The sequence below is a fragment of the Aromatoleum toluolicum genome (genome assembly GCF_012911005.2).
Lineage (GTDB): Bacteria > Pseudomonadota > Gammaproteobacteria > Burkholderiales > Rhodocyclaceae > Aromatoleum > Aromatoleum toluolicum.
Genome location: NZ_WTVS01000069.1, coordinates 1 through 26972, shown reverse-complemented (window position 1 = coordinate 26972; position 26972 = coordinate 1). Strand labels below are relative to the sequence as shown.

Annotated in this window: 31 protein-coding genes; 20 read left to right on the top strand and 11 right to left on the bottom strand. The window is 66.7% G+C overall.

The window, feature by feature from the left end:
* The 8 genes from GPA27_RS23195 to GPA27_RS23160 form a co-directional block, all read left to right on the top strand.
* Positions 1-1159, top strand: a 1159-nt coding sequence (locus GPA27_RS23195; RefSeq protein ID WP_272501150.1) for a glycine cleavage T C-terminal barrel domain-containing protein, incomplete at its 5' end; no start/stop codon positions are given.
* Positions 1152-1850 carry a sarcosine oxidase subunit gamma gene (locus GPA27_RS23190; protein WP_246261406.1) on the top strand — a complete coding sequence of 233 codons (699 nt, stop codon included), beginning with the start codon at positions 1152-1154 and terminating at the stop codon, positions 1848-1850. The genes GPA27_RS23195 and GPA27_RS23190, both read left to right, overlap by 8 nt.
* Before the next feature lie 5 nt (positions 1851-1855).
* Entirely contained in the window at positions 1856-2308 is a 453-nt protein-coding gene (gene folB / locus GPA27_RS23185) for a dihydroneopterin aldolase (RefSeq protein WP_169142799.1), read from the top strand.
* A gap of 177 nt (positions 2309-2485) precedes the next feature.
* The gene (locus GPA27_RS23180) at positions 2486-3346 is read left to right on the top strand and encodes a DUF3348 domain-containing protein (protein ID WP_246261407.1); all 861 of its coding nucleotides are present in this window, start codon (positions 2486-2488) and stop codon (positions 3344-3346) included.
* Positions 3343-5553: a DUF802 domain-containing protein gene (locus tag GPA27_RS23175; protein ID WP_169142798.1), complete on the top strand. Its 2211-nt coding sequence runs from the start codon at positions 3343-3345 to the stop codon at positions 5551-5553. The genes GPA27_RS23180 and GPA27_RS23175 overlap by 4 nt, the downstream gene beginning before the upstream one ends.
* A 2-nt stretch (positions 5554-5555) precedes the next feature.
* Positions 5556-6200, top strand: coding sequence for an OmpA family protein (locus GPA27_RS23170; protein WP_169142797.1), 645 nt, complete (start codon positions 5556-5558; stop codon positions 6198-6200).
* Positions 6193-6942, top strand: coding sequence for a DUF2894 domain-containing protein (locus tag GPA27_RS23165; RefSeq protein WP_169142796.1), 750 nt, complete (start codon positions 6193-6195; stop codon positions 6940-6942). The genes GPA27_RS23170 and GPA27_RS23165 overlap by 8 nt, the downstream gene beginning before the upstream one ends.
* A gap of 64 nt (positions 6943-7006) precedes the next feature.
* Positions 7007-8338: a GGDEF domain-containing protein gene (locus GPA27_RS23160; protein ID WP_169142795.1), complete on the top strand. Its 1332-nt coding sequence runs from the start codon at positions 7007-7009 to the stop codon at positions 8336-8338.
* Between the two features lie 63 nt (positions 8339-8401).
* Here GPA27_RS23160 and GPA27_RS23155 read toward each other — a convergent pair whose 3' ends face one another.
* Positions 8402-8983, bottom strand: a complete 582-nt coding sequence (locus GPA27_RS23155) for a flavin reductase family protein (RefSeq protein WP_169142794.1) — start codon at positions 8981-8983, stop codon at positions 8402-8404.
* 170 nt (positions 8984-9153) lie between these two features.
* On the bottom strand, positions 9154-9744 hold the full coding sequence (locus GPA27_RS23150) for a hemerythrin domain-containing protein (protein WP_169142793.1): 591 nt from the start codon (positions 9742-9744) through the stop codon (positions 9154-9156).
* 189 nt (positions 9745-9933) lie between these two features.
* On the opposite strand from GPA27_RS23150, the gene fdxA reads away from it, so the two are divergent.
* Positions 9934-10257, top strand: a complete 324-nt coding sequence (gene fdxA / locus GPA27_RS23145; protein ID WP_169142792.1) for a ferredoxin FdxA — start codon at positions 9934-9936, stop codon at positions 10255-10257.
* Positions 10258-10281: 24 nt separating this feature from the next.
* On the opposite strand, the gene GPA27_RS23140 is transcribed toward fdxA, so the two are convergent.
* The 4 genes from GPA27_RS23140 to sdhC are packed head-to-tail and all read right to left on the bottom strand — an operon-like array spanning position 10282 to position 12507.
* On the bottom strand, positions 10282-11046 hold the full coding sequence (locus GPA27_RS23140; RefSeq protein ID WP_169142791.1) for a Crp/Fnr family transcriptional regulator: 765 nt from the start codon (positions 11044-11046) through the stop codon (positions 10282-10284).
* A 13-nt stretch (positions 11047-11059) separates the two neighbouring features.
* Positions 11060-11755, bottom strand: a complete 696-nt coding sequence (locus GPA27_RS23135; RefSeq protein WP_169142790.1) for a succinate dehydrogenase iron-sulfur subunit — start codon at positions 11753-11755, stop codon at positions 11060-11062.
* Between the two features lie 24 nt (positions 11756-11779).
* Positions 11780-12124, bottom strand: a complete 345-nt coding sequence (sdhD, locus tag GPA27_RS23130; RefSeq protein ID WP_169142789.1) for a succinate dehydrogenase, hydrophobic membrane anchor protein — start codon at positions 12122-12124, stop codon at positions 11780-11782.
* Positions 12121-12507 carry a succinate dehydrogenase, cytochrome b556 subunit gene (gene sdhC / locus GPA27_RS23125; RefSeq protein ID WP_169142788.1) on the bottom strand — a complete coding sequence of 129 codons (387 nt, stop codon included), beginning with the start codon at positions 12505-12507 and terminating at the stop codon, positions 12121-12123. The genes sdhD and sdhC overlap by 4 nt, the downstream gene beginning before the upstream one ends.
* A gap of 336 nt (positions 12508-12843) precedes the next feature.
* Here sdhC and GPA27_RS23120 point away from each other — a divergent pair, with 336 nt between their 5' ends.
* The 4 genes from GPA27_RS23120 to GPA27_RS23105 all read left to right on the top strand — a co-directional run bounded on the left by GPA27_RS23120 (position 12844) and on the right by GPA27_RS23105 (position 16779).
* Complete coding sequence (locus GPA27_RS23120) at positions 12844-13548, top strand: DUF2189 domain-containing protein (RefSeq protein ID WP_169142787.1); 705 nt, start codon at positions 12844-12846, stop codon at positions 13546-13548.
* Positions 13549-13650: 102 nt separating this feature from the next.
* Positions 13651-14127: a PAS domain S-box protein gene (locus tag GPA27_RS23115; RefSeq protein WP_169142786.1), complete on the top strand. Its 477-nt coding sequence runs from the start codon at positions 13651-13653 to the stop codon at positions 14125-14127.
* A gap of 42 nt (positions 14128-14169) precedes the next feature.
* Positions 14170-14463, top strand: a complete 294-nt coding sequence (locus GPA27_RS23110) for a hypothetical protein (RefSeq protein ID WP_169142785.1) — start codon at positions 14170-14172, stop codon at positions 14461-14463.
* Positions 14464-14589: 126 nt separating this feature from the next.
* Positions 14590-16779 (top strand): PhoX family protein, encoded by a 2190-nt coding sequence (locus tag GPA27_RS23105; protein WP_169142784.1) that lies wholly within the window; start codon positions 14590-14592, stop codon positions 16777-16779.
* Between the two features lie 109 nt (positions 16780-16888).
* Here GPA27_RS23105 and GPA27_RS23100 read toward each other — a convergent pair whose 3' ends face one another.
* Entirely contained in the window at positions 16889-17158 is a 270-nt protein-coding gene (locus tag GPA27_RS23100; protein ID WP_169142783.1) for a hypothetical protein, read from the bottom strand.
* Between the two features lie 158 nt (positions 17159-17316).
* A complete protein-coding gene (gene ppnN, locus GPA27_RS23095) occupies positions 17317-18744 on the bottom strand; it encodes a nucleotide 5'-monophosphate nucleosidase PpnN (protein ID WP_169142782.1) in 1428 nt (475 codons plus the stop codon).
* 412 nt (positions 18745-19156) lie between these two features.
* Between ppnN and GPA27_RS23090 the strand changes: the two genes are divergently transcribed.
* From GPA27_RS23090 to GPA27_RS23080, 3 genes are all read left to right on the top strand, one after another.
* The gene (locus GPA27_RS23090; protein WP_169142781.1) at positions 19157-19399 is read left to right on the top strand and encodes a DUF8082 domain-containing protein; all 243 of its coding nucleotides are present in this window, start codon (positions 19157-19159) and stop codon (positions 19397-19399) included.
* 5 nt (positions 19400-19404) lie between these two features.
* On the top strand, positions 19405-20268 hold the full coding sequence (locus GPA27_RS23085; RefSeq protein WP_169142780.1) for an MCP four helix bundle domain-containing protein: 864 nt from the start codon (positions 19405-19407) through the stop codon (positions 20266-20268).
* Between the two features lie 61 nt (positions 20269-20329).
* A complete protein-coding gene (locus GPA27_RS23080) occupies positions 20330-20989 on the top strand; it encodes a YceI family protein (RefSeq protein WP_169142779.1) in 660 nt (219 codons plus the stop codon).
* 250 nt (positions 20990-21239) lie between these two features.
* On the opposite strand, the gene GPA27_RS23075 is transcribed toward GPA27_RS23080, so the two are convergent.
* The 3 genes from GPA27_RS23075 to GPA27_RS23065 are packed head-to-tail and all read right to left on the bottom strand — an operon-like array spanning position 21240 to position 22613.
* The gene (locus GPA27_RS23075) at positions 21240-21890 is read right to left on the bottom strand and encodes a DsbA family protein (RefSeq protein ID WP_169142778.1); all 651 of its coding nucleotides are present in this window, start codon (positions 21888-21890) and stop codon (positions 21240-21242) included.
* Positions 21887-22327, bottom strand: coding sequence for a disulfide bond formation protein B (locus GPA27_RS23070; protein ID WP_169142777.1), 441 nt, complete (start codon positions 22325-22327; stop codon positions 21887-21889). Before GPA27_RS23070 ends, GPA27_RS23075 begins: the two co-directional genes overlap by 4 nt.
* Positions 22317-22613 (bottom strand): DUF1330 domain-containing protein, encoded by a 297-nt coding sequence (locus GPA27_RS23065; protein ID WP_169142776.1) that lies wholly within the window; start codon positions 22611-22613, stop codon positions 22317-22319. The genes GPA27_RS23070 and GPA27_RS23065 overlap by 11 nt, the downstream gene beginning before the upstream one ends.
* Positions 22614-22931: 318 nt before the next feature.
* Here GPA27_RS23065 and GPA27_RS23060 point away from each other — a divergent pair, with 318 nt between their 5' ends.
* The 4 genes from GPA27_RS23060 to GPA27_RS23045 all read left to right on the top strand — a co-directional run bounded on the left by GPA27_RS23060 (position 22932) and on the right by GPA27_RS23045 (position 26864).
* On the top strand, positions 22932-23927 hold the full coding sequence (locus GPA27_RS23060; RefSeq protein WP_169142775.1) for a sulfate ABC transporter substrate-binding protein: 996 nt from the start codon (positions 22932-22934) through the stop codon (positions 23925-23927).
* A gap of 83 nt (positions 23928-24010) precedes the next feature.
* Positions 24011-24907 carry a sulfate ABC transporter permease subunit CysT gene (gene cysT / locus GPA27_RS23055; RefSeq protein ID WP_169142774.1) on the top strand — a complete coding sequence of 299 codons (897 nt, stop codon included), beginning with the start codon at positions 24011-24013 and terminating at the stop codon, positions 24905-24907.
* Positions 24904-25800, top strand: a complete 897-nt coding sequence (cysW, locus tag GPA27_RS23050; RefSeq protein ID WP_169142773.1) for a sulfate ABC transporter permease subunit CysW — start codon at positions 24904-24906, stop codon at positions 25798-25800. The genes cysT and cysW overlap by 4 nt, the downstream gene beginning before the upstream one ends.
* On the top strand, positions 25797-26864 hold the full coding sequence (locus GPA27_RS23045) for a sulfate/molybdate ABC transporter ATP-binding protein (RefSeq protein ID WP_169142772.1): 1068 nt from the start codon (positions 25797-25799) through the stop codon (positions 26862-26864). The genes cysW and GPA27_RS23045 overlap by 4 nt, the downstream gene beginning before the upstream one ends.
* Positions 26865-26972: the final 108 nt, after the last annotated feature.

The window sequence follows — 26972 nt, the reverse complement described above, 5'->3', positions numbered from 1 at the left end:
CGCGTGGCACGTCGAGCACGGCGCGAAGTTCGAGGAAGTGGGGCAGTGGATGCGCCCGTGGTACTTCCCGCGCGGCAACGAATCCATGTTTGATGCGGTGCAGCGCGAATGCCGCGCCGTGCGCGAGCAGGTCGGCATCCTCGACGCCTCGACGCTGGGCAAGATCGAGATCCAGGGCAAGGACGCGCGCGAGTTCCTCAACCGCCTGTACACCAACGCCTGGACCAAGCTCGATGTCGGCAAGTGCCGCTACGGCCTCATGTGCAAGGACGACGGCATGGTGATGGACGACGGCGTCACCGCCTGCATCGCCGAGAACCACTTCCACATGACCACCACCACCGGCGGTGCCGCGGCGGTGCTCGACTGGATGGAGCTGTGGCACCAGACCGAATGGCCCGAACTGGAGGTGTACTTCAACTCGGTGACCGACCACTGGGCGGCGATGGCGATCAACGGCCCGAACGCGCGGAAGTTGCTGGCCGAACTCACCGACGACATCGACCTCTCGGGCGAGAACTTCAAGTTCATGGACTGGCGCGCAGGCACGGTCGCGGGGGTGCCCGCGCGCGTCTTCCGCATCTCCTTCACCGGCGAGCTCTCGTTTGAAATCAACGTGCAGGCCAACCACGCGCTGCACGTGTGGAAGGCGCTCTTCGACAAGGGCGAGAAGTACGGGCTGACCCCCTACGGCACCGAGACCATGCACGTGCTGCGCGCCGAGAAGGGCTTCATCATCGTCGGCCAGGAGACCGACGGCTCGATGACGCCCGAGGACCTCGGGATGCAGTGGTGCGTGGGCTACAAGAAGCCGTTCTCGTGGATCGGCAAGCGCGCGCTGTCGCGTCCCGACACGAAACGCGAGGACCGCAAGCAGTTGGTGGGCTTGAAGCCCCTCGACCCGCAGCTCGTGCTCGACGAGGGCGCGCAGATCGTGCTGGAGAAGGAGATCCGCATCCCGATGCCGATGGTCGGGCACGTCACCTCGAGCTACTTCAGCCCCACGCTGGGCCATTCGTTCGCGCTCGCCGTCGTCAAGGGCGGCAGCCAGCGCATGGGTCAAACCGTTTATCTGCCGATGGCCGACGGCCGGGTGCATGCGGCCGAGGTCGTGAGCCCGGTCTTCTACGACGCCGAAGGAGCACGTCATCATGTCTGAGTACGCACAAATGGAGCTGAATCCGCGCGGCGCGGTGAAGTCGGAGTCGCCGTTGGCGATGACCCGCGCGCGCATCGCGCAGTCGGCCTCGCCGCAGGAGGCGCGGGTGGTCGTGTGCGAGAAGGCCTTCCTCGGCCACCTCGTGCTACGCGGCAACGCCGGGGACGCAGCGTTCCGCGCCGGCGTCGAGCGCGCGCTGGGCCTCGCGCTGCCGCTGGAAATGGGGCCGCTGTCGCTCGACGAGGCGCGCGGCGTGAGCCTGCAGTGGATGTCTCCCGACGAGTGGCTGCTCATCGTGCCTCAAGGGCAGGAGTTCGCCGCCGAGGCGGCGCTGCGCGGGCAACTCACCGGCCACTACGCGGTGATGAACGCGAGCGGCGGGCAGACGCTGCTGGAACTCAGCGGCCCGTGCGTGCGCGAGCTGCTGATGAAATGCACGCCCTACGACGTGCATCCGCGCCACTTCCCGGTCGGCAAGGGCGTCACGAGCGTGTTCGCGAAGAGTTCGGCGGTGATCCGGCGCGTCGCCGAGGCGCGCTGGGAGCTCGTGATCCGGCGCAGCTTCGCCGATTACCTCTTCAGCTGGATTCTCGATGCGGCCGAGGAGTTCGGCGTCTACGTCGCATCGGGCGCTTCGGCCCGCCCGGCCAGTCACGGTGCCGCGCGCGAGCTGGCGACCGAGGCGAGGTGAGGGCGATGAGGCTCGACCGCATCGAAGCGCCGGCACCCGCGCGGCCGGGCCTCGCCGTCCCGGCCGCGGCGCCCGCAGAGCCGTGCGAGGACACCATCTTCCTGCGCGGCGTCCGCGTCGAGGCACTGATCGGCGTGTACGAGCACGAACGCCACGCGCCCCAGCCGCTCGTGATCGACCTCGAGCTGGGCTTGCAGCACGCGCGCTGCTGCGCCAGCGACGACCTGCGCGACGCGGTCGATTACGGCCAGGTGCTCGCAGCCGTGCGCCGCCTCGCGCAGGTGAACCGCGCAGTGCTGCTCGAAGCCTTCGCGCAGAACGTCGCCGACGCGCTACTCGCGGGCTTCGAACTCTCGTCGGTTGCGATCAGCGTGAGCAAACCGGCGATCTTCGACGCTGCCGACAGCGTCGGGGTTTCGATCCGGCGCCGTCGCTGCGCAACCGGGATCGGCGGATAAGGTTCTGAATTGAAATAAATTTTCAACAAAGCCGGCCCGCTCGTCGTCCCAACGGCGTCGCAAGCCTGACGGCCCGACCGCATCCCCGCTTCAGGCGGTGCGGCATCAGCGAAGGTGGTCCGCTCGTGTCGGCACGACGGATAGTGCCCGCCTCCCCGCGACGATATCCGGTGGGTGATGAGTTGGTTCCGGGAACCGCTGACCTCCCCGGCGGTTTGTAGTAGCCTTGCGCATTTTTCCGCCCTTCGGGATGCGGTTTTTCGGATGGCGCAAGGCTTGTCGCGTACGCATATCAACGGTTCCGGGCTGGTTCGCGCGCTTGGCGGGCTGACGGCTGCCGACGTGCCGGCGTCGAAGCAATCTTTTGCCGACCGGCTCGGCCAATGGCTGGGCTTCGCCGATGCGCTGACGCTGTATTCCGCCCTCAATGCCGGAGCCCCGGGCGATGCGGCGCCTCCGGCAACCGCGACGTCGCAGGGCGCCGGGGCACTGCGGCAGGCGATGGCGCGCGTGCGCGACGCGCTGACTGAGTCGATCACGAACGACGGCGTGTTCAGGCCCGGCCCGGCGCGGATCGAACTGCCGACTCCCGACCCGCAGGCGCCGGTGGAGAAGGCGGCCGACTTCGCGCCCTACCATCGCTACTACCTCGCTCACCAGCGGGACATGGCGGTGCGCATCGGCCCGCTGCGGGCGACGGTACGCACGGCGCTGCAGGGGCAGGGGGCCTCCCTCGGGCGGCTCGCCGCCCTCGACTCAGTGATGGATCAGGCGCTGGCCGCGCGGGAGCGCGAACTGCTGGCGACCGTGCCGGGACTCCTCGGCCGGCGCTTCGAGCAACGCTACGAGGCGCACTGCGCGACGCTGGCCGAAACGCAGACGGCGGATGATGTGGGCCGGTGGATGCAACCGGGCGTGTGGCTGACGGAGTTCTGCCGGGAACTGAAGTCCGTGCTGCTGGCAGAGCTGGATCTTCGGCTGCAGCCGATCGCAGGGCTGATCGCAGCCCTCGACGATGAGATGACAAGGAAGCAATGAATAGAACCATCTGTATGGCGGCCTTCCTCGTAGGCTTGGTCGCCGTGTTCTGGGTCGGCGCCGGATATGTCGGCTCCAGCGCACTGGCGCTGGCCATGACGGCGATCATTGGCGCGGTCTATGTGACGGGCGCGGTGGAATTGCTGCGTTTCCACCGCACCACGACGGCTCTCTCGCGTGCGCTGGACGGGATTCCCGAGGATCTGTCGCACCCGGGCGAATGGCTGCGCCAGCTGCCGCCGTCGGTGCAGAACCCGGTGCGCCTGCGCATCGAAGGCGAGCGCGCCGGGTTGCCCGGCCCGGCCATGACGCCCTACCTCGTCGGCCTGCTGGTGCTGCTGGGCATGCTCGGCACCTTCCTCGGCATGGTCGTGACGCTCAACGGCGCGGTTATCGCGCTGGAAAGCACCACCAACCTGGAGGCGATCCGCGCTTCGCTCGCGGCCCCAGTGCGCGGCCTCGGGGTCGCGTTCGGCACCTCCGTGGCAGGCGTGGCGGCGTCCGCGATGCTGGGCCTGATCTCGGCCGTCTGCCGGCGCGAGCGCATGCAGGTCGCGCAAGTGCTCGACACGCGGATCGGCACCTCGCTGCGCGGCTTTTCGCTCGCGCATCAGCGCCAGGAAACCTTCAAGGCCCTGCAGCTGCAGGCGCGGGTGTTGCCCGAACTGGTCGACAAGCTCCAGGCGATGATGGAGCAGATGGACCGGCAGGGCAGGGAACTGGGCGAGCGCCTCGTTTCCGGTCAGGAACGCTTCCACGGCGACGCGCGCGAGACGTACGCGCAACTGGCCGCCTCGGTCGACAACTCCCTCAAGCTCAGCCTGACCGAAAGCGCCCGGCTCGCCGGCGAAACGATCCGGCCCGTGGTCGCTGCGACGATGGAAGGCATCGCCCGCGAGACGAGCGCGCTGCAGGCGCACGTGGCCGACGCGGTGCAGACCCAGCTCGGCGGCATCGCGGCGCGCTTCGACGACAGCGTCACCAAGGTCGCTGAAACCTGGAACGCGGCGCTCGCGACGCACGAGCGCACCAGCGAAAACCTCAGCCGGCAGACGCAGGATGCGCTGGGCGCCTTCGCCGAAACCTTCGAACGGCGCTCGGGTGCGCTGCTGACTTCCGTGGAAGAGGCTCACGCAGGCCTGCGCGCGGATCTCGCCGCCACGACGACCACGCTGGCGCAGGAGACGACCGCGCTGCACACGCGCCTCGCCGACGCCGTCGAACGGCAGCTCGACGGCGTTTCCGACCGTTTCGGCGGGACCGTCACCGCCGTGGCCGACACGTGGACGGCGGCACTCGAGAGCCACGAGCACGCCAGCGAACACCTCAGCGCAGAACTGCGCAAGTCGCTCGACGCCTTCGCCGAGACCTTCGCGCAGCGCTCCGCCACACTGCTCGCCACGATCGGCGAAACGACGGCCGCACAGCAGGCGCAGCAGGCCGCGACGGACGAGGCGCGCCTCGCGGTCCACACCCGCGCGCTGGAGTCGATGGCGGCAGCGCTGCAGCGGGAATGGCACGAAGCCGGCGCCCAGACCCTCGCGCGGCAGGAGCAGATTTGCAGGACCCTGGGCGAGACGGCGCACGAGATCGCCGCATCGGCACAGGCACAGGCCCGCGGCACCATCGACGAAGTCGCTCGGCTCATGCAGACGGCAGCCGAAGCGCCGCGCGCCGCGGCGGAAGTCATCGGCCAGCTGCGGCAGGAACTCTCGGCCAGCATCGCGCGCGACAACGGGCTCCTCGAAGAGCGCAGCCGCATCATGGAAACGCTGGGTGCGCTGCTGTCCGCGATCAATCACGCCTCGACCGAGCAGCGTTCGGCGATCGACGCGCTGGTGGCCTCCGCGACGGAACTGCTGGAGCGCGCCGGAGCGCGTTTCACCGCGAACATCGATGCGGAATCGGCGCGGATCGCCGGTGTCGCGGGTGAGATCACCGGCGGCGCCGCCGAGGTGGCCAGCCTGAGCGAGGCCTTCGGTCTCGCCGTGCAGCTCTTCACCGAATCCAACGACCGGATGATGGCGACGCTTGCTCGCATCGAAGGCGCGCTCGAAAAGTCGCTGACGCGCAGCGACGAGCAGCTCGCCTACTACGTCGCGCAGGCGCGCGAGATCATCGACCTGTCGATCATGTCGCAACGGCAGATCGTCGAAGACCTGCAGCAGCTGCCCAGCCGGCAGGCAGCGCTCTCCGGCGAGGTGTGACGATGGACGAGTTCGACGGCGCCATCGATCACTCGACACCGGTCTGGGCGGTATTCGGCGACCTGATGTCGGGCCTGCTGGGGGCCTTCGTGCTGATCCTCGTCGGCGTCCTCGGCGTCCAGCTCGATCTCGTGACCAGCCTGGAAGCGGAAGTACAGAAGCGCCGCGTCGAGGAGCAGCGGCGCGAGGCGCTGGAAAAGGCCCTCGCGGTGCCGCTCGCCGCGGGGCGGGTGACCCTCAACGACGGCCGCATAGGCATCAGCGGCAGCGTGCTGTTTGCGCTCAATTCGGACGAACTGCAGCCCGAAGGCCGCCAGCTGCTCAAGAGCCTCGCACCGCCGCTGGCCGCCTTCCTTTCCGTCAACGACGAAATGCTGATGGTGAGCGGCTTCACGGACGACCGGCCGGTGCGCGACAGCAACCGGCAGTTCGCCGACAACCTCGAACTGTCCGCGCAGCGGGCGCTGACCGTGACGCGGGCGCTGATCGAAGAAGGCATCCCGTCCTCGTCGGTGTTCGCCGCCGCCTTCGGCCAGGAGCAGCCGGTGGCGTCCAACGCCGATGCCGAAGGACGCTCGCGCAACCGGCGCGTCGAGATGGCGCCGGTTCCGAAGTCGGGCAAGGCGGGCGCGGGGAGCAATGGCTGACGCGGGGCTGGCCGGCGCCGATATTGCGGCGCGGATCGAAGCCCTGCGGGCGCAGAGCGCCGAGCGCTTCGATCCGGTCGGTTTCCGCTTCATCGAGGCCCTCGCGCGCCGCGCCGCAGCCAGCGGCGAGGCGACCCGAGGCGTGCTCGAACGCCGGCTGGCGAAAGCCCTGTCCGACTGCCGCGAGCGGCTCGATGCCGCCGGACGCGTGGCGGGCGATGCGGTCGCCGACGGGATCACGCGCTTTCCCGAATCCGCCGACACCTTGCGGCAGTGCCGGGAGGCCGGCGACCTCGCCGCTCTGCAGCGCCTGCTCGCGCGGCTGGCGGGGCAGGGCGGCCAGTCGCCCCTGAGCGGGCTGCTCGCCCACATCGGCCGGCACACGCCCGAGGCGGCGGCCAGCAGTTCAGGCCACGGCGGGGGGGCAGCCTTCCCCGCGCAGCCGGATCTCAAGTCCCTGAGCTTTTTCCGCAGCACCTGGTCCCGCCTCAGCCTCGATCGACAGCTAACCGACGCCTTCGCCCAGGCCCCCGAGAACGCCGGCCCGCTCAACTCGCATCACCTCGTGCTGCAGGCGCTCGGGCAGATGCGCGACATCTCGCCCGAATACCTCAGGCAGTTCATGTCCTACGTCGACGCTCTGCTGTGGCTCGACCAGGCCGACAGCAGCCGCATTCCCGCACGCAACAACACGGTGCGCAAGAACCCCGTCCGGGGCGAGCGCGAGAAGAAACGCAGGTAGTCCGGTCGAGGATTCGTGTCAGGTGACCTGTCACGGCCCGCGGGAATGCTAGTAATCTATTCAAATGCTTACGACCGCCCACGACGACCGCCTGCCCAGCTTTGTCGATCTGCTGCTCGACGCAGTCTTTCTCGTCGACGCTGGTGGACGCATCGTTCACGTCAGCGCCGCCTGCGAACGCATGCTCGGTTACACGCAGCAGGAAATGATCGGCCGGGAGCTTTTCGAGTTTCTCGTTCCCGAAGACCGGGCGCGGACCGTCGAGGAGGCCGGTGAAATCATCGCCGGACGTTCGCGGATCGGTTTCGAGAACCGCTATGTCCACAAGGACGGCCGTCACGTCCATCTCATGTGGTCGGCGCGCTGGTCCGAAAGGGACCGGCTGCGCGTGGGCGTGGCGCGCGACGTCACCGAACTCAAGCACGCCGAGGCCATCCAGCGTGCCACTTACGCCATCTCGGAAGCCGCACATGACGCCGAGGATCTCGACGTCCTGCTGCGCGCGATCCACCGCATCATCGCGAGCCTGGTGCCGGTGGCGGGCCTTGCCCTTGCGACCTGCGACCGGCGGACAAGGAAGCTCAGCTTCTCCTACCAGCGGGACTGCCACGGTAAGCCAATGGCCCTGCGCGAACCCGTCGCATGCGACTTCTGCGCCCAGGCCATCTGCGGCGGCCGCCCGCTGCAATTGCGCGAGTCTGCGCTGTCGGGCGACGCAGCGCCGTCCGGCGATGACGGATCCTGGCTCGCCATGCCGCTGATCGCACAGCACGAGACGATCGGCGCCCTGGTGCTGAAAAGCGATCCGGGGAACCACTACTCGGACAGGGACAAGGAGCTGTTGCATTTCGTCTCCGAGCAGGTCGCGATCGCCATCGACCGCGCCCAGCTCAAGGCCGACCTGCTGCGCGCGGCCCGCCACGACGAGCTCACCGGACTGCCGAACCGGCGCCTGTTCAACGACCGCATCAAGTCGGTCGTCGCCCGATGCGTCCGCAATCAGTCCCGCATGGCGCTGCTGTACATCGACCTCGACGATTTCAAACAGGTCAATGACACTCTCGGACACGCAAACGGCGACCTGCTGCTGCAGGAGGTCGCGCGCCGGCTGCAGCGATGCGTGCGCGGGACCGACACGGTGGCGCGCCTCGGCGGCGACGAGTTCGTCGTGCTGCTCGAGGACCTGAACACGCCCGAGGATGCCCGCGGCGTCGCGGACAAGATCCGCGAAGCAGTGAGTCACCCGATCGACCTCGATACCTGCGTCCTGCGCACGCAGGCAAGCATCGGCATCGCCGTCTATCCCGAACACGGGCAGGAAGTCGAGCGCATCCTGCAGCACGCCGACGCCGCGATGTACGCGGACAAACGGAACAGATCCGTTCAGACGATGTAATCGGGCGGGGGCGGGCTTGCCCCCGGTCGGGCACCGCTGCCCCGGGCTGCTGGACAGAACCGTCTACGCACGCGCCCGGATCGTGTTGCCCGCGCTGACGAAATTCCCGCCGCCCAGATGATGGATCGTGTGCAAGGCGGCGTTGCCGCTGTCGAAGGTCCAGTGTCCGTTGACGAACACGCGCGCGTCGGCCGCCGCGGCGACGACCTCGGCGAAGCAGGTGTCGTAGGCATCCTCGGTGTGCCGTTCCGGAATCAGGCGGCATTCGAGCCATGCCGAACAGCCGCCCTCGATCACGGGCATGCCGAGCACCGGCCCCGCCTTGGCGTCGATGCCGCAATGCGCGAACTTGTCGAGATCGCGGCCGCTGGCGCTGCCGACGGCGTATGTCAGGTCGACGAGCGCGGTGCCCGGAATACAGATGGCGAATGTGCCGGTCTTTGCGATCAGTTCGCGCGTATAGGTGTGCTTGTCGATGACGACGGCGATCCGCGGCGGGGTGAATTCGACGGGCATGGACCACGCGGCCGCCATGATGTTGCGCCGCGAACCGTCGGCCGAGGTCACCAGAACGGTAGGGCCATGATTGATGAGCCGGCTGGCGTGCTCGAGCGCGACGGGCCGGAAGTCCGAGCTGTTGGTCATTCTGGATATCCCGATTGGAGGCAGTGGTGGCCGGACACCGGCGGCATCCGCGTTCGACCGAACGGGACGCCGAGGGTGTCGATCGACGCACTATATCGCCCAAGCGGAACGGCGTGTCGAGATGGCGGCAATCGCGCGGCAACCGGGCGGCGCGGCCTGCGCCGGTGATGTCATTCGAGGCAGCACGCGGTGTCGGTGGGTTCATTGCACCCGCAGCCGGCCTGGCCCGCAATGCGCCGGTGAATCGACTTGAAGCGTTCTTGCACCGTCTCGCCGAAGATCGGATCCCCTGCAAGATGGATCGCGGAATCGACGAGGAACCATTCGTCTGCGCCCAGCGAAGCCGCCAGCCGCGGGAACATCTCGCGTTCCTCGAGCGCCATGTGGTCCTTGAGGAAGGTCGCGTAGTCGCGGACGTCCGCCTGTAGTGTGGCGCGCGGCATCATCGCTCCGGCGGCAGCGGCGCCGAGATCGGCGGCCAGCCTCGCGCCGCTCTCGGCGATCGAGCGGTGCTCGTCCGCGAGTTCTGCGATCAAGGTCCCGGCCTGCGGGTCGTGCGCAAGCAGGCGGCTGTACGCCGCGTCCTCGCGCGGATGGTGGTAGCGGTCCGGGTACTGCGTCATGTAATACACGATGTCCGCCATCAGCTCGTAATCCGGCTCTTCGCCGCGGACGAAGGTGGCGGTCTGCGTCTGGAGCAGATCGAGCAGCTTGCGGTAATTGGCGTGCTCGGCTTGCCATTTCTGTATATGTGCGGACATGACGGTCTCCAGCAGTCGATGGGGCGATCCGGCGTCCCGGCCGGTTCGACCCGGCGCCGGTGTGCGCGGTGTATCTGATGCTAGGGAGGAGGGAGGGGAGGGGGAATGACTTTTGTCATTCAGCTCGCCGCCGCCCGGGCCTACATTGCTCCCGCACCCCACCCGAACTCCCCGAGAGAGAGAAAAGCCATGACATACGTGGTCGCCGAAGCCTGCATCAAGTGCAAACACACCGATTGCGTCGATGTCTGCCCCGTCGACGCCTTTCGCGAAGGCCCGAATTTCCTCGTGATCGATCCGCAGGAATGCATCGACTGCACGTTGTGCGTCGCCGAGTGCCCGGTCGATGCGATCTATTCCGAGGACGACGTGCCGGTCGATCAGCGCCACTTCATCGCGCTCAACGAAGAACTCGCCAAGGTCTGGATCCCGATCGTCGAGGTCAAGCCCGCACCCCTGGATGCGGGCGTGTGGGCAAAGGTGAAGGACAAGCTCGGCCTGCTCGAACGCTGAGGGCGGACGCCGCCGGAACGTCGCTCAGGACTCGACGATCCGCTCCAGCATGTCGGGGCGCATGATCTCGATCCGGCCGGGCCGCGACGCGATCCAGCCGGCCTTCTGCCACCGGCTCAGGATGCGGATCACCGTTTCGACCCGTGCGCTCACGAGCTGGCTGAGTTCGTCGCGGGCGAGATGCACGTCGACGATGACGCTGCCCGTGGCCGTCGTGCGGCCGAATCGCCCGATCAGGTAACGCATCAGTGCCGCCAGGCGACGCGGCACCGTGCCGGCGCTGACGATGTCGATCTTCGCGCGCAGCGCGACGGTGTGCTGCAGCAGGGCGCGATTCACCGCACGCCCGACGGCGATGGAGTCGTCCAGGGCGTGCCGCAGCGCCTCGGCGCGGATCAACAGCGCTTCCACCGGCTCGCCGAGCGCGATCGCGTCCGCCGGAAAGACGCCGTCCTCCAGCGCGGCCGCAAGGCCGATCGCCTCGCCGCGCCGGAACAGGCCCACCAGGATGCCTTCGCCGGTCGGTGTTATCTGGCGGATCTGGACCACGCCCGATTCGATCACCGCGAACCAACTCGCACGTTCGCCCGCGAACCACAGCGATTCACCGGGATCCAGACGGCGGGAGCGCGCCCCTTGCGCAAGCCGCCCGAGATCGGCCGGCCCCACCTGGGAGAATAGTTCGAGCGCGCCGAGCCGCCGCGCCAGCGGGTCGGTGCATGCCCCTCCGCGCCCTTCGGATGGGGCGGGCGGAGGGTGCAGGAACGACAAGGGCGGCGCGTGTCCCATGATGTGTTCGCAACTACGACGACTCGCGCACCAGCGCCTGCCGGATGCGCTCGATCGCGTGCGACGGGCTCAGCCCCTTGGGGCAGACTTCGGTGCAGTTCATGATCGTGCGGCAGCGGAACAGGCGATAGACGTCGTCGAGATAGGCGAGCCGCTCGGCGGTGGCCGTGTCGCGCGAATCGGAGATGAAACGGTAAGCCTGCAGCAGCCCGGCCGGTCCGATGAACTTGTCCGGATTCCACCAGAAGGACGGACAGAACGAACTGCAGCACGCACACAGGATGCACTCGTACAGTCCGTTCAGCTTCTCGCGCTCGGCCGGCGACTGCAGGCGCTCGCGCTCGGGCGGAACCGTGTCGTTGATCAGGTAGGGCTTGATCGAGTGGTAGTGCGCAAAGAATTGCGTCATGTCGACGATGAGGTCGCGAATCACCGGAAAGCCCGGCAGCGGTCGCAGCACGACCGGTTCCTTCAGTCCGATGAGGGGCGTGAGGCACGCGAGCCCGTTGCGACCGTTGATGTTCATCGCATCCGACCCGCACACGCCTTCGCGACAGGATCGGCGGAATGACAGGCTGTCGTCGATGGTCTTCAGCCGCATCAGCGCGTCGAGCAGTTTCTTGTCGCCCGCCTCGGGCGCGAGCTCGTAATCCTGCATCCGCGGTTTCAGATCGGTTTCCGGATTGAAGCGGTAAATGCTCAATCGCATGATGCCTCCTTGGCTCTGCCGCCCTTACGCGCCGCGGGCGAAATGCACCGCCATCGTCAGCACGACGCGGATCACGATCGCGAACAGGATCACCCCGACCACGGCGAGCAATGCGAGGCGCAGCATCGGCGCGTGGATGTAGTCGAGGGCGATGTCGCGAATGCCGATCCAGCCGTGCAGGCCCAGCGCAGCGAAGAACACCACGATCAGCACCGCCCCGTGCGTGCTGGTCGCCAGCGCGTGCCAGCGCTCGTAGCCGAGCGGGGGCCCCGTCAGCAGCGTCGCCGCGCCCAGCGCAAGCAGGAACAGCAGCACCAGCGCCGTTACGCGCTGCAGCACCCAGGCCCGCTGACCAAGAAACAACCTCATGACAGCCACCTCGCCGCGGCGATGAGAGCAACGATTGCCGCTGCGACGATCACGGCCCAGGCGCTCGTGCGCGCCCGCGACAAGCCGCTGCCGAGACCAACATCCATCAGCAGGTGTCGTATCCCCGCGAGCAGGTGATGCGTGGCCGCCCAGACGAGGAGGGCGAGGAGCATGGCCCGCCAGGGCGCGGACACGAGGTCGCGCAGCGCCGCGAACTCGGCCTCGCTGCGCAGCGAGCGATCGAGCGCGAGCGCCAGAAGCGGCAGGCTGAGCACCAGCAACACGCCGGAAATCCGGTGCCCGATCGACGCAATCGCACCGATCGGGAAGCGGATCTGCAAGAGATTCAGGAATTTGGGCGCAGCTTCCACTCGTGCTCGCATGTCCGTCTCCCTGTCCGATTCGACACTGGGCGCGCGTGCGCGGCACCCCTTTCGACTCCGGCCTCGCTGCGCGCGCAACTGGCACCGGTGCTGCCATGCGGGCGCGCAACGGGCGTGTCGCACAACGGCCGTCCACTGGACTATAGTGGGGCTTGAAAAAGAGTCAACAAAAATGCATCTTTAGCACGTGTCCACAATTTCGCACGCGCACGCAGCCATCATTCGATGCCCTATGACCGATTCGGACTAGGATGGTATGAGCGTTCTTCTTCGTGGTGCCCCATGTCGATGAGTGATAGTCGCCCCGAACCGCGGCATGTCCGCCCCGCACAGGTCATGGCAGCCGTAGCCAGCGGGCTGCGCGTCTTCGCCGACACCGCGCCCCTTTCCCTCTTGTACGCGGGCGGTTTCGCCGTGTTCGGCGTGGGGCTCATCACCCTGCTCGCCACCGTCGGACTGGCGCCGATGGTATTGCCTCTGGTGGGCGGCTTCCTGATCGTGGCCCCGGCCCTGCTGGCGGGCTTCTTCGCCATGTCGGCGGCGCGGCGCGACGGTCGCAAGCCGACGTGGCGGGATGTCGGCGGAGGCTTCCTCCGGTCGTCCCCGTCGCTCTGGGGCCTCGTGCTCGTCTGCCTGTTTCTCTTCGTGATCTGGATGACCGACGCCGGCATCCTCTACAGCTTCATGCTGGGGCGCAGCTACACTGGCTGGAAGATGCTGTTTCCCCTGTCGGCAGAGCTCCTGCGCTTCCACCTGGGGGCGGTCGTCGCGGGCGGACTGTTCGCGCTGATCGCCTTCTGCATCACCGCCTATGCCGTTCCCCTGCTCATCGAGCGTCGCGCCAACCTGGTCGTCGCCGTTAGTGCGAGCGTTCGCGCGATCTTTCGCAGCCTCCCGGCGAACCTGATGTGGAGCCTCGTGCTCGGCGGCACGATCATAGTGTCGATCATCGTGCCGCTGCTGCTCACGGTCACCTTGCCCGTGACCGCGTTCGCCACCGAATGCCTGTACCGGACGGTGTTTCCCGACGAGTCCGGTTGAGCCGGTCGAGCGTGCAGGCCCGCGTCCACACCCGTTCGCGGGGGAATACATGCCCTTCGCCCACATTCGATCTGCCCGACTGCGGCAGCACAGGAGGCAACCGTGACCACCGACATCGCCCGCCTGCTGGTCGAGCAGACCGCGGATGCGATCATCTTCGCCGACAGGGAAGGGCGGATTCGCATCTGGAATGGCGCAGCGGAGGCACTGTTCGGCTTTCGGCGCACCGAAGCGATCGGGCAGAGCCTCGACCTGATCATCCCCGAGCGGCTGCGCGCCGCGCATTGGGAAGGATTCCACCACGCGGTGGCGAGCGGCCGTACCCGCCTCGGCGGCCGTACCCGCCTCGGCGGCCGCGCCGTGATCACGCGGTCGGTGAACGCCGCCGGTGCCACGATCTACGTGGAAATGAGCTTCGCGCTGGTGTCGGACGAGCGCGGCGACGTGCTGGGGTCGGTCGCCGTGGCACGCGACGCGACGCAGCGGCGCGAGGCGGAAAGGCAACTGCAGCAGCGCATACGTACGCTGGAAGAGGCGTCTGCCGATGCTGCGTCGAAAACCGGCCGGCCATCCGCATGAAACCGCCTGCGCAGGCGCCCTGGGACAAAGTGGCGGGAAGACATGGAGCAATGGTTCGCGGCAAATCTCGGTGATGCGATGCTGGCCGGCGAGGAGCTGGAGCGGGTGTGTGCGCTCTTCGAGCAGCAGCGCGAGCGGAACGCCACGACGGCGGTGCTGATGCGGCACGAGAACCCCGGTCGCCTGCATTGCGAGCTCGTACTCTATTTTCCCCCGGAGCTGGCGGAACTCGCTGCGGCTGTCGGGGCGCAAGCCTGCGGCAGGCCGGGCCTGTCCGGACTGGGTGTGGCCATCGGTTCGCCGCAGCGCCTGGCCGATCTTTCCTCCGCGGATTGACGCGGCCTTGCGGCGCCCGCCACGTCGCCGGATTCGTCGCGATTGCCCTGTCATGAGTTCTTAACCTGTGCGGATTACCGTGCGTGCTCGCAAGCGGCATCGCGTAATCCCACAGAGGAACTCCCAATGAACGATCTGCAATCCCTGCGCCCCGATAGCGACGACGAATCGACCAACACCTCGGCCAATCCGGGCTTCGACAGCATCCTGCAGGCGCGCCTGTCGCGGCGCCAGCTCCTCGGCGGCAGCATGGGCGCCGCCGCGCTGGCGATGGTCGGCGGCGTGTCGCCGGCCTTTGCGGCTGCGTCTGCGCAGGGGGCTGCCGCTCCCGGCCGCAAGCTGCCGAAGCTTGCCTTCAACCCCGTGGCGAAGAGCCTCGCCGATGCGGTAGCGGTGCCGGAAGGCTATCGCTACACGGTCCTCTACCGTCTGGGCGACCCGATCGACGGCAGCGTGGGCGAGTACCTGAACGACGGCACCGACCCGGCCGAGAGTTTCGCGCTGCGCGCCGGCGACCATCATGACGGCATGCACTACTTCGGCCTCGGCCCCAACGGCAAGCACCACAAAAACGAATCCGACCGCGGCCTGCTGTGCCTGAACCACGAAGCGATCACGCCGGCCTTCCTGCATCCGAACGGCGCCACGGTGGTCGGCGGCGTGCGCACGGTGGCGGAAGAGGTACTGCGCGAGTTCTACGTGCATGGCGTGAGCGTGGTCGAGACTGCGCGCGAAGGCGGCGAATGGCGCTACCAGCGCGACTCGCATTTCAATCGCCGCGTTCACACCCTGACTGAAATGGAGCTGTCCGGCCCGGCCGGCAGGACCCCGTACATGGTCACGAAGTACTCGCCGGACGGCAGCCGTACGCGCGGCACCATCAACAACTGCGCGAGCGGTCACACGCCGTGGGGCACCTATCTCACGTGTGAGGAAAACTGGGCGGGCTATTTCCGCCGCATCACCGCGATCGACAACCCCAACCGCAGCGCCAGGGAACTGGCGGCTCTTGCCCGCTACGGCGTCGCCGGCAACGGCCGCGAACTGTGGGCGACCGTCACGCCCGATACGCCCGACGATCTCTACGGCCGCTGGAACGCGATGAAACTCGGCAGCTCGCCGGACGGCAGCGACGACTACCGCAACGCGCCCAACACCTACGGCTGGGTCGTCGAGATCGACCCGTTCAGCCCGGACGCGACGCCGAAGAAGCGCACCGCGCTGGGCCGCTTCGCGCACGAAGGGGCGTGGCTCGGCCCGATTCGCGTCGGCCACCCGCTGGTGTGGTACATGGGCTGTGACTCGCGCAACGAGTACATCTACAAGTACGTCTCGAACGCCGTGTGGCACCCTGACGACGCCAACGGCGGCATGGCGGCCGGCGACAAGTACCTCGACGACGGCAAGCTCTATGTCGCGCGTTTCGATGCCGACGGCACCGGCCAGTGGGTCGAGCTGAGCTTCGGCGTCGGCGGCGTCTCGCTGGCGAACCCCGCCTATGCGTTCGCCGACCAAGCCGACGTCCTCGTGCATGCACGCCTCGCGGCCGACGCGGCCGGCGCGACGAAGATGGACCGTCCCGAATGGGGCGCGGTGAATCCGCGCAACGGCGAGGTCTATATGGCCCTCACCAACACCAATGCCGCGAGCCGTCCGCTCTCGCGCCTGGACGCCGCCAACCCGCGCTTCTACAACGATCGCAAGACCACCGGCCAGGACCAGCGCGGCAACCCCAACGGCCACATCATCCGCTTCGCCGAAGCCGGCGGCGACGTCGCCGCGACCGCGTTCAAGTGGGATGTGTTCCTGTTCGGCGCGCGCGCGACCGCGGACGCGGCGAACGTGAACATCTCGGGCCTGACCGCTGCCAACGACTTCTCCAGCCCCGACGGGCTCTGGTTCAGCCAGGCGACCGGCGTGCTGTGGATCGAGACCGACGACGGCGCCTACACCGACGTCACGAACTGCATGCTCCTCGCGGCGGTGCCGGGCGAGGTCGGCGACGGCGGTCCGCGGACCATCGTGAGCAGCGACGGCACGAGCACGCGCGCGGTCGATACCTACGTCGGCAAGGCGCCCGGTGAGGAAAACCTGCGGCGCTTCCTCGTCGGACCGAAGGAGTGCGAGATCACCGGCGTCGCGGAAACGCCAGACGGCAAGGCGCTGTTCGTGAATATCCAGCATCCGGGCGAAGACACCCGTCCCGACTTCGCCACGGGCAGCTTCGGCAGCCACTGGCCGGACGGCGGGCTGTCGCGTCCGCGCTCGGCGACCATCGTCATCACGCGCGCGGACGGCGGCCGCATCGGCGTCTGAGGCGGGAATGCACGCGGGCGTCAAGGACGCCCGCGCCACAAACGAAAAACGCGGCGCCAGGCCGCGTTCTTCGTTGCACCGTCCGGCGCGTGCCGGACGACGCCTTTCGCTATGCGTTCGCCGGGCGGCCGTACATGCGCAGGATGTTCTGGAAACTGCGATGACGTTCGTCCGGATCGTACTTGCTGAAGATCTTCTCCTGGCGCGCGCGGTTGAACGGCGGCAGTGCGTCCAGAATCGCGCGGCGCTCGTTCAGGATGTGCTCGCGCATGCGGTCGTTTACAAAGACGAAGCGGACGGGATCGTAGAGGCCGTCGTCGCGCTCGCGGTGGAAGCCCGGATCGGCCGGCAGGAAGTTTTCTTGGGTGTGGCTTTTCATGATTGTCGGTGGTCTGGTTATGTCTGATTTTGTTTTTTGGGGAATTGTACCCATCAAACGTTACGGACATATTTCCCGACATGCTTCCCGGCAGCATATGCCACCGGGCGATTATGGCATCCACGCAACATACCCCCGCGCGCCGGGTATCGGCCCGCTCAGGCGGAGGGCGCTTCCTCGCGTGCGCGGGGCACGACGCGATAACACGGGTTGTAGGCTGTGCCGGGCAGCTTCATGCGCCCCTGTGCGACGAAGGAGGAGAGCAACGCGTCCATCGGCCCCATGATCTCGGGATCGCCGTGGATCTCGAATGGACCGTGCCGCTCGATCTCGCGGATGCCTTCGTTCTTGACGTTGCCCGCGACCACGCCGGAGAACGCGCGGCGCAGGTCGGCCGCGAGCAGGTGCTTCGGCTCGTCGCGGTGCAGCTTCAGCCGCCGCATGTTCGCGTGCGTCGGGCGGAAGGGCTGCTGGAATTCGTGCTCGACGCGGAGCAACCAGTTGAAGTAATAGGCGTCGCGGCTCTCCTTGCGGAAGGCGCGCACCCGGCCGATGCCGCCGTGGATCTCGCGCGCGACCGCGGCCGGGTCGTCGATGATGATGCGGTAACGGCTGCGCGCCTCGTCGCCCAGCGTATCGCCGATGAAACTGTCGATGCGGCGGAAGTAATCCTCGGCGCTCCTGGGGCCGGTGAACACCAGCGGGAAGGGCTGCGCGGCATTGGCCGGATGCAGCAGGATGCCCAGCACGTAGAGGATCTCCTCGGCGGTGCCGACGCCGCCGGGGAACACGACGAAGCCATGGCCCGCACGGACGAAGGCCTCCAGGCGCTTTTCGACGTCGGGCAGGATCACCAGGTCATTGACGATGGGATTGGGCGATTCCGCGGCGATGATCCCCGGCTCGGTGAAGCCCAGATAGCGCGGCTTGCCGATGCGCTGCTTGGCGTGCCCGATCGTCGCACCTTTCATCGGCCCCTTCATCGCACCCGGGCCGCAGCCGGTGCAGATGTCCAGCCCGCGCAGGCCCATCTCGTAGCCGATGCGCTTTGTGTAGTCGTACTCCTCGCGGCTGATCGAGTGCCCGCCCCAGCACACCGCGACGCTGGGCTGGATCACCGGCTGCACGATGCCCGCGTTGCGCAGGATGTGGAATACCGCGTCGGTGATGCCTTCCGAGCTGCCGAGGTCGAATCGCCCGGGCGCCGCACCGCCAGCCCCGCTGCTGTCGCCATTCGCATAGACCACGTCGCGCAGCACGGCGAACAGGTGTTCCTGGATGCCGCGGATCATCTGCCCGTCGACGAAGGCGCTCGCCGGCGCGTTGCGGATGTCCAGCTTGATGCCGCGCGAGCGCTGGATGATCTCGATGTCGAAGTCGGGGTAGCGGGCGAGGAGCTCCTTGCCGTCGTCGAGCGGGTTGCCGCAATTGAGCACGGCGAGGGCGCAATTGCGGAAGGTTTCCTTCAGTCCGCCCTGGCCCTGGCTGGACAGACGCGCGGCTTCCGTGCGCGACAGCACCTCCATGCGCCCGGTGGGCGAAACCTGGGCATCGACGACGGGGAATCTTGCTGAATGGTGGCTCATGGGACTCAATCTCGTGCTTGGGGTTGGCTGGCGCGGGACGATCGTCCCGGGCGCCGATCCGGAACCGCGCATGTTATGCGCAATGGTCAGGGAATGGGGCGGGGACTGTATCCACGAGCGCGCGGTAATTGCGGCGAAGTGGGGTGTGCAGCGGGGGTATCCGGGGCGACCGAGGCAGTGGGGCAGAGGTCGCGGAGGCTACCGCTTCGTTGTTACATTTTTGCGTCAGGGGCACGGACGGCGCGGGAATGCTCGGGGTCGAAATAAATTTACTCGGACCGTGAAAGATTTTATGGCCGGATGCCGCCGCTTATGGTTGATGCATCCCGCGGTATCCCGGTAATATCCGCTTACAAGTTCTACAGTCGATGCGGCAGTTTGCCGATGTCATCGACATACGGCGAAAAATCCGATGTCCGAAAATCCGTCCTGGAAGCAGTTTACCGTCGAGCGTCTGGCGCGAGAAATCGGCGTATTGGGCGAAATCATCGTCGATGATGTCCTGTTCGATCTCGGATTCGAGGATGGCGAGCTGCCACCGCGCCAGCTCATGACCTTCCTAGCCCGGCTGCAGCGCGAACTCCCCGAAACCCTCGATCGCGAAGCGATCATCCAGGAATTGGTCGCCGGACTCCTCTCAACTCCAAACTCCTGACCGTCATGACCATCCGCAACAAGCTGATCCTCGGTTTCTCCGTGCTGCTCGCGTTCATCCTCGTTCAGGGTGCCGCGAGCTTCTTCTACGGTTCGCGCACGCAGGGCCTCGTGGACACGGCGGTGAACCGGAACTTCATCGCGGCGACGGAGATCACCGATCTCCTCGCGTCGGCGCAACAGCTGCGGCGCCAGGAAAAGGAATACCTGATCTACGTCGGCAACGTTGACGGGCGCAACGCCGTGCTCGCGGACTGGAATGCCACGCATGCGCGCATCCTCGGTCAGCTCGAAGCGATGGTCGCCAACAGCAAGGGCATCTACCAGCCCGCCGACAGCACCGCGTTCACGCAATGGAAGGGCACGCTGGACAACTACCAGAAGGAATTCGCCCGCATCGTCGAAGGCTTCAGCTACGACGTCTCGATGCTCGACGAAGGCGAGACGGCCGGCGGTTCGCAGGCCTACAACAAGGCGGTGCGTGCCAACGAGGAACTGCGCCCGGTGGTCGAACGCTTCAACGCCGTCCTGATCGAGGGCGCAACGAAGCTCGCGCGCGCCCGAGCCGAAGAATCGGCTCAGGCCTATCAGCGCATCCGCAGCAACTTCGAGGTGGTCGACTACGTGAACATCGGCTTTGCCGTGGCCGGCCTGCTGCTGGCCGGCGCGCTGCTGGCGACCATCCCCGCGTCGATCACCCGGCCGCTCGACTCGCTGATCGAATCGGCCGACAAGATGAGTCTGGGTGACCTTGGCAAGAAGTTCGAGGCCGGCGGCGTCAAGGACTTCGAGCGGCTTGCCGCATCGCTCGAGCGCATGCGCGTGACGATGGAAGCCATGATCGTCCGGCTCAAGGCGCGTTCCCGCTGAGAAGCGACACCCCACCGCACAATTCCGCTTTATCCGGCAACTCTTGATACAAGGAACTCCCATGCGTATCGCTCTCCGCCCGCTGCTCCTCGCCCTGACCCTGGGAACCGCCCTGGCGCTGCCTGCTCACGCGCAGCAGTCGGCTTCGGGCGCCGTCGCGACCAAGGCGGTCGCACGTACCGCCGCGGCCAAGCCCGCTGCAGGTGATCTCGTCGCCGGGGATTACGTGATCGACGTGGCTCACTCGCACGTCTATTTCTTCATTTCGCACCTCGGCGTGAGCCGCTTCATGGGTCGTTTCGACGATATCAAGGGCACTTTCATCATCGGGCAGAAGCCGACCGAGAGCGCAGTCAGCGCCACGGTGCCGGTGTCCAGCATCAACACCAAGCACCAGAAGCTCGAAGATCACCTGAAGAGCCCCGATTTCTTCGATGTCGCCCAGTTCCCGTCGATGACCTTCGAGTCGACACGCGTACGCTGGAACAACCGCGGCGAAGGCGTTCTGTCGGGCAACCTGACGATCCGCGGCGTCACCAAGCCGGTCGATTTCGACCTGAAGCTGACGGGCGCGGGGAAGGGGCCGCGCGGCGACACCCGTGCCGGATTCGAAGGCACTACCACGGTCAAGCGCAGCGACTTCGGCATGACCTATGGCCTGCCGCGTGTCGTCGGCGATACGGTCGAGATCGCGCTGTCGATCGAAGGCATCCGCCAGTAAGCCGGCATCCGCCGCGAGCGCAGCTCCGTAGGGGCGTGCTCGCGGCGTCCGGCTCCGCATTCGGCCCTGCCATCCGGCGGGGCCGAAGTCTTTTCGGCGGGCCGCAGCCGCGGAACTATCGCCGCGCTACCCACATAGAACCGTTCGCACTGAACCCTTCGACTCCGCGCCGGGCAGGCTTGTCGAAGGGCACTGGCAGGGCTTCGACAAGCTCGGCGCGAACGGTATCTGGCGGCCGGGCTGAAAATGCTCAGTACTGGCGTTCCAGTTCTTCCGCGACGAGCTGCCTGAGCTGCTCGTAACCGAAGCTGGGCATCGGGCGGCCATTGACGAAGAATTCCGGCGTCTTGGTCACGTTGAGCGTCCGTGCGTCGGCCAGATCCTGCCTGACGATCGCGTCGATCGCCGGGTTGGCCATGTCGGCTTTCAGCCTCGCAATGTCCAGGCCGACGCCATTGATGAAGTTCCACACCATGTCGGGCTGCGGGTTGTGGTGCGAGGCCCAGTTCGGCTGCGCCGCGAAAAGCGCCTCGAGCGTTTCCCAGAACTTGCCCTGGAGCTTCGCGGCGGCCAGCAGCTTCACGACCTGTTCCGAGCCGTCGTGGAACGGCGCGTAGCGCACGCTGACGCGAATGCGCCCGGGCGCGGCGGCCATCAACTGCTTCACGTACGGGTAGAAATCGCGGCAGGTCTCGCAGGCCGGATCGAGGAATTCGACGATGTGCACGCGTGCCTCGGCTTCGCCCAGCGTCGGCGAGTGTTCGCGCACGAGGATGGAACGGTTCTGATCGGCGGCCTCGTCGCGGCGGGCGCTCTTGTCCGAATCATGGACGAGCGTTGCGGTGGCGAATACCGCGACCATCAGCGCGGCGGCGATTCCGAAAATGTACTTCTGGTTCATCTGGACATCCTGCGTTGGGCAAAAAGGAGCAATCCGGCGATCAGGGTGAAGGCGATCAGCGACAGCATCGGAATGGTCAGGAAGCCGAACCATTCGATCTGGATCTCCTTGCACGAGACGCCGCGCGAGCACGGCTGGATGCGCTCGGGAATCACGCCCGCGACGAGCAGCACGTGGAAAAGCGCGACCAGCCACCCGGCGAGCGTCAGCGGCAGGGCATAGCGGATCACGCTGCGATCGAGGGGAAACATTCCAGCGGGCAGGATCAGCACGAGCGGGAACATCGCGATGCGTTGCCACCAGCACAGCACGCAGGGCGGCAGTTCCATCACCTCGCCGAGGAAGAGCGCGCCGAGCAGGGACGAGGCGGCCACCAGCCACGCCCCGAACAGCGGCGTCCAGCCCGCCAGGGAGCCTGCGACGGGTTCAGCTTTCATAGGAGATCAGGACGACGTCGGCGGCCTGTTCGCGCAGCGGGATCAGGGCCTGATAGACGGGAGAGTTGAACCAGCCGTTGAGCGCATCGATGTCGGGAAAGCGCAGCACCACGGTATCCGTATGCGCATGCTCGCCGCCCAGCACGGTGACGCGCTTGCCGCGCAGCACCAGCTCTCCGCCCCAGCCCTCGAGCGTGTCGGGCACGCGGGAGCGATATTGGTCCCATTTGGCGGGATCCTTGATCGTGATGTGGCCGATGACGTAGGCCGGGGCTTTCTGTTTCATCAGGTGTCCTGGAGGCGGGAGAACGAGGGGCCGCCGCGCGGCAGTGTTCAGCCGGATCAAAATCTTCCGGCGGAGAGGCGCGGATTATATCCGAGTCATAAGGGCGCCTTTGGTTCCGCTTCCACTACGTGCGTGACCAGGCAGCCGGGCGCTGCGCGATGCCTTCCGCCAGGTGCGCTTATGGTGAAACAGCGCGGTTGGGTGTGGGCTTTATAGTGGATCTTGTTATATTGAAATAAGGTTTTATGCGTTGTCACGCATCCGGCCATCGGCTATCGTCAAGCCCTCTCCTGTTCATCGCTCGCTATCGGATTCCGCATGAAAAAATTGACCAGCCTGTTGTTCGCAGCCGGACTCGCCTTTGCCAGCGGAGCATTTGCCCAATCCAATCTGCTCAACGTCTCCTACGACGTGGCGCGCGATGTGTACAAGGATTTCAATCCCCTGTTCCAGAAGCACTGGAAGGAAAAGACCGGCGAAACCGTCGAGCTGCGCCAGTCGCATGGCGGCTCGTCGAAGCAGGCCCGCGCCGTGGCCGACGGCCTCGAGGCCGACGTCGTGACGATGAACCAGGCCACCGACGTCGATTTCCTCGCCGAGAAGGGTCTGGTCGCGAAGGATTACCCGAAAAAATTCCCCGACAACGCCTCGCCCTACACGTCGACGATGGTGTTCATCGTGCGCAAGGGCAACCCGAAGGCGATCAAGGATTGGAACGACATCGCCAAGCCGGGCATCCAGCTCATCATCCCGCATCCGAAGAACACCGGTAACGGCCGTTACTCGTACCTCGCCGCGTGGGGTTATGCGCTGAAGCAGCCCGGCGGCAACGACAAGACTGCGCAAGAGTTCGTCGGCCAACTGCTCAAGAACGCGCCGCTGTTCGGCTCGGGCGGCCGCGATGCGACGACCACCTTCATGCAGCGCAAGATCGGCGATGTGCTGGTCACGTTCGAGTCCGAGGCCGAGCTGATCGCCAAGGAATTCGGGCGCGGCGAGTTCGAGGTCGTCTACCCCAGCCTGTCCATCCTTGCCGAATTCCCGGTCGCGATCGTCGACAAGGTCGTCGACAAGAAGGGTACGCGCAAGGTCGCGCAGGCCTACCTCGAGTACCTGTGGTCGAAGGAAGGGCAGGAGAACGCCGCGGCGAACTACCTGCGCCCGCGCGATGCCGAAGTGCTGAAGAAGAATGCTGCGCAGTTCCCGCCGATCAAGACCTTTACCGTCGATGAGGTGTTCGGCGGCTGGAGCAAGGCGGCGGCCACGCACTTCAAGGATGGCGGCAGCTTCGACCAGATCTACGTTCAGAAGTAAAATCCACGGTTTTTCGCGCCAAGCGGCCCCATCGCGGGCCGCTTCGCTTTTCGATTTCCACGACTGACGGTTCGACTTTCGACATGTTTCCCGCTCCCGCCAAACGGGATGGCGTATTGCCCGGCTTCCGACTGGGGCTGGGCTATACGCTGACCTACCTGACCCTGCTGGTGCTGATCCCGCTCGGTGGCATGATCCTCATGACCGGCAAGCTGACATGGGGCGGTTTCTGGGAGATCGCAACCACAGAGCGTGCGCTGGCCTCGTACCGCGTCACCTTCGGCGCCTCCCTCTTCGCGGCGATCGTGAACGCCGTGTTCGGGCTGATCGTCGCGTGGGTGCTGGTGCGTTATCCGTTTCCCGGCAAGCGCTTCGTCGACGCCCTCGTCGATCTGCCTTTCGCGCTGCCAACCGCGGTGGCCGGCATCACGCTCGCGACGCTGTATGCGGAGAATGGCTGGGTCGGACAGTTCCTCGCCAAGCTCGGCATCAAGGTCGCGTTCACGCCGCTGGGCATCGTCGTCGCGCTGATCTTCGTGACGCTTCCCTTCGTCGTCCGTACGCTGCAACCCGTGATCGAGGACATCGAGGCGGAGGTCGAGGAGGCCGCCGCTTCGCTGGGCGCGACACGCTGGCAGACTTTCGTGCGGGTGCTCCTCCCGGGCATCTTCCCGGCTTGGCTCACCGGCTTCACGCTCGCATTCTCGCGCGCCATCGGCGAGTTCGGCTCGGTGATCTTCATCGCCGGCAACATGCCGCTGATCTCGGAGATCACGCCCTTGCTGATCATTTCGAAGCTCGAACAGTACGACCTGATCGGCGCGACGGCGCTCGCGGTCGTGATGCTGGTGATCTCCTTCGTGATGCTGCTGCTGATCAACCTGCTGCAGTGGTGGGCGGCCAACCGTCATGCGAAGGGCGACGATGCCGAACCGGCCGAGGCGCTCGCGCCCGGCGCCCTGGTGGAGGCCCGTCCATGACCGTACGCCGTGCCACCGCGGAGCCGCGTTGGGTCCGCCTGCTGCTGACGGGCGTCGCCCTCGGCTTCCTGTTCCTGTTCCTCGTCCTGCCGCTGATCGCGGTGTTCTGGGAAGCCTTCGCCCACGGCGCGCAGGCCTATTGGGAGGCGCTGAAGGATTCCGAGGCGCAGTCGGCGATGCTGCTGACGCTGACCATCGCCGCGGTCGTGCTGCCCTTCAACATTGCCTTCGGCGTCGCTGCCGCGTGGGCGATCGCGAAGTTCGAATTCCGCGGCAAGAGCCTGCTCACGACGCTGATCGACCTGCCGTTCGCGGTGTCGCCGGTCGTCGCCGGCCTGATCTTCATCATCCTGTTCGGTGCGCAGGGCTTCTTCGGCTCCTGGCTCGCGGCGAACGACATCAAGATCATCTTCGCGCTGCCCGGCATGGTGCTCGCGACGCTGTTCGTGACCTTCCCCTTCGTCGCGCGCGAACTGATCCCGCTGATGCAGGCGCAGGGGCGCGACGAGGAAGAGGCCGCGATCTCGCTGGGCGCCTCGGGCTGGCAGATGTTCTGGCGCGTGACGGTGCCGAACATCAAGTGGGGCCTGATGTATGGCGTCATCCTCGCGAACGCGCGTGCGATGGGCGAGTTCGGCGCCGTGAGCGTCGTCTCCGGCCACATCCGCGGCGAGACCAACACGCTGCCGCTGCACGTCGAGATCCTCTACAACGAGTACAACCAGATCGGCGCCTTCGCCGCGGCGACCGTCCTCGCCTTCCTCGGCCTCGTGACGCTGGTCGCGAAGACCGTCGTCGAGTGGCGCATGCGCAAGGAAACCGAAATGTTGACCGCCGATCTGCCGCCCGAAAAAACCGAACTGCCCCAGACCGTGGCCACGGAACGCCCATGAGCATCGAAATCCGCAACATCAGCAAGCGCTTCGGCAACTTCGTCGCGCTCGACGACCTCTCCCTCGACATCCCGACCGGCGAACTGGTCGCGCTGCTGGGGCCTTCGGGCTGCGGCAAGACGACGCTGCTGCGCATCATTGCGGGCATGGAGACGCCGGATTCCGGCTCGGTGCTGTTCGGCGGCCAGGAAGCGACGCATGTGCATGCGCGCGAGCGCCAGGTCGGCTTCGTGTTCCAGCATTACGCGCTGTTCCGCCACATGTCGGTGTTCGAGAACGTGGCCTTCGGCCTGCGCGTGCGTCCGCGCAAGGAACGCCCGAGCGAGGCCGAGATCCGCGAGCGCGTGATGGGCCTGTTGAAGCTCGTACAGCTCGACTGGCTCGCGCAGCGCTACCCGTCCCAGCTCTCCGGCGGCCAACGCCAGCGCATCGCGCTCGCCCGCGCGCTGGCGGTCGAGCCCAAGGTGCTGCTGCTCGACGAGCCCTTCGGTGCGCTCGACACCAAGGTGCGCAAGGAGCTGCGTCGCTGGCTGCGCCGCCTGCACGACGAGATGCACATCTCGTCGGTGTTCGTGACGCACGACCAGGAAGAGGCGCTGGAAGTCGCCGACCGCGTCGTCGTGATGAACCGCGGCCACATCGAGCAGATCGGCTCGCCCGACGAGGTCTATTCCAGCCCTGCGTCGCCCTTCGTCTATCAGTTCCTCGGCAACGTAAACGTGTTCCACAGCCGCCTGCACGGCAGCTGGGCCGAGGTCGAGCGGGAAGGCGAGGCGCGCACGGCGGGGTCGATCGCCTTCGTGCGCCCGCACGACATCGAGCTCGACGTGGCACCTCTCGCCGGCGGCATGACGGCGGGCGTGCGCCATGTGCACCGCATCGGGCCGCTGGTGCGCGTCGAACTCGAGCACGATGGCGAGACGATCGAGGTCGAGCTGACGCGCGAGCGCGCGGCGAGCCTCGATCTGCCGGTCGGCAAGACGGTGTGGATCAAACCGCGCCAGGCCAAGGTGTTCGCGGCGGAAGCAACCACACCGGCCGTAAAGCAGCCCTTCCTGTTCTGATCGTTGCGCAGGGGATTGTCGTGTTGCGCGCTGTGTGGCCTTAGGTTGGCACGACGAAGCTCCCTCCCCTTCAAGGGGGCGGAGGCGGGGTTTCGGGGAGCACCGCTC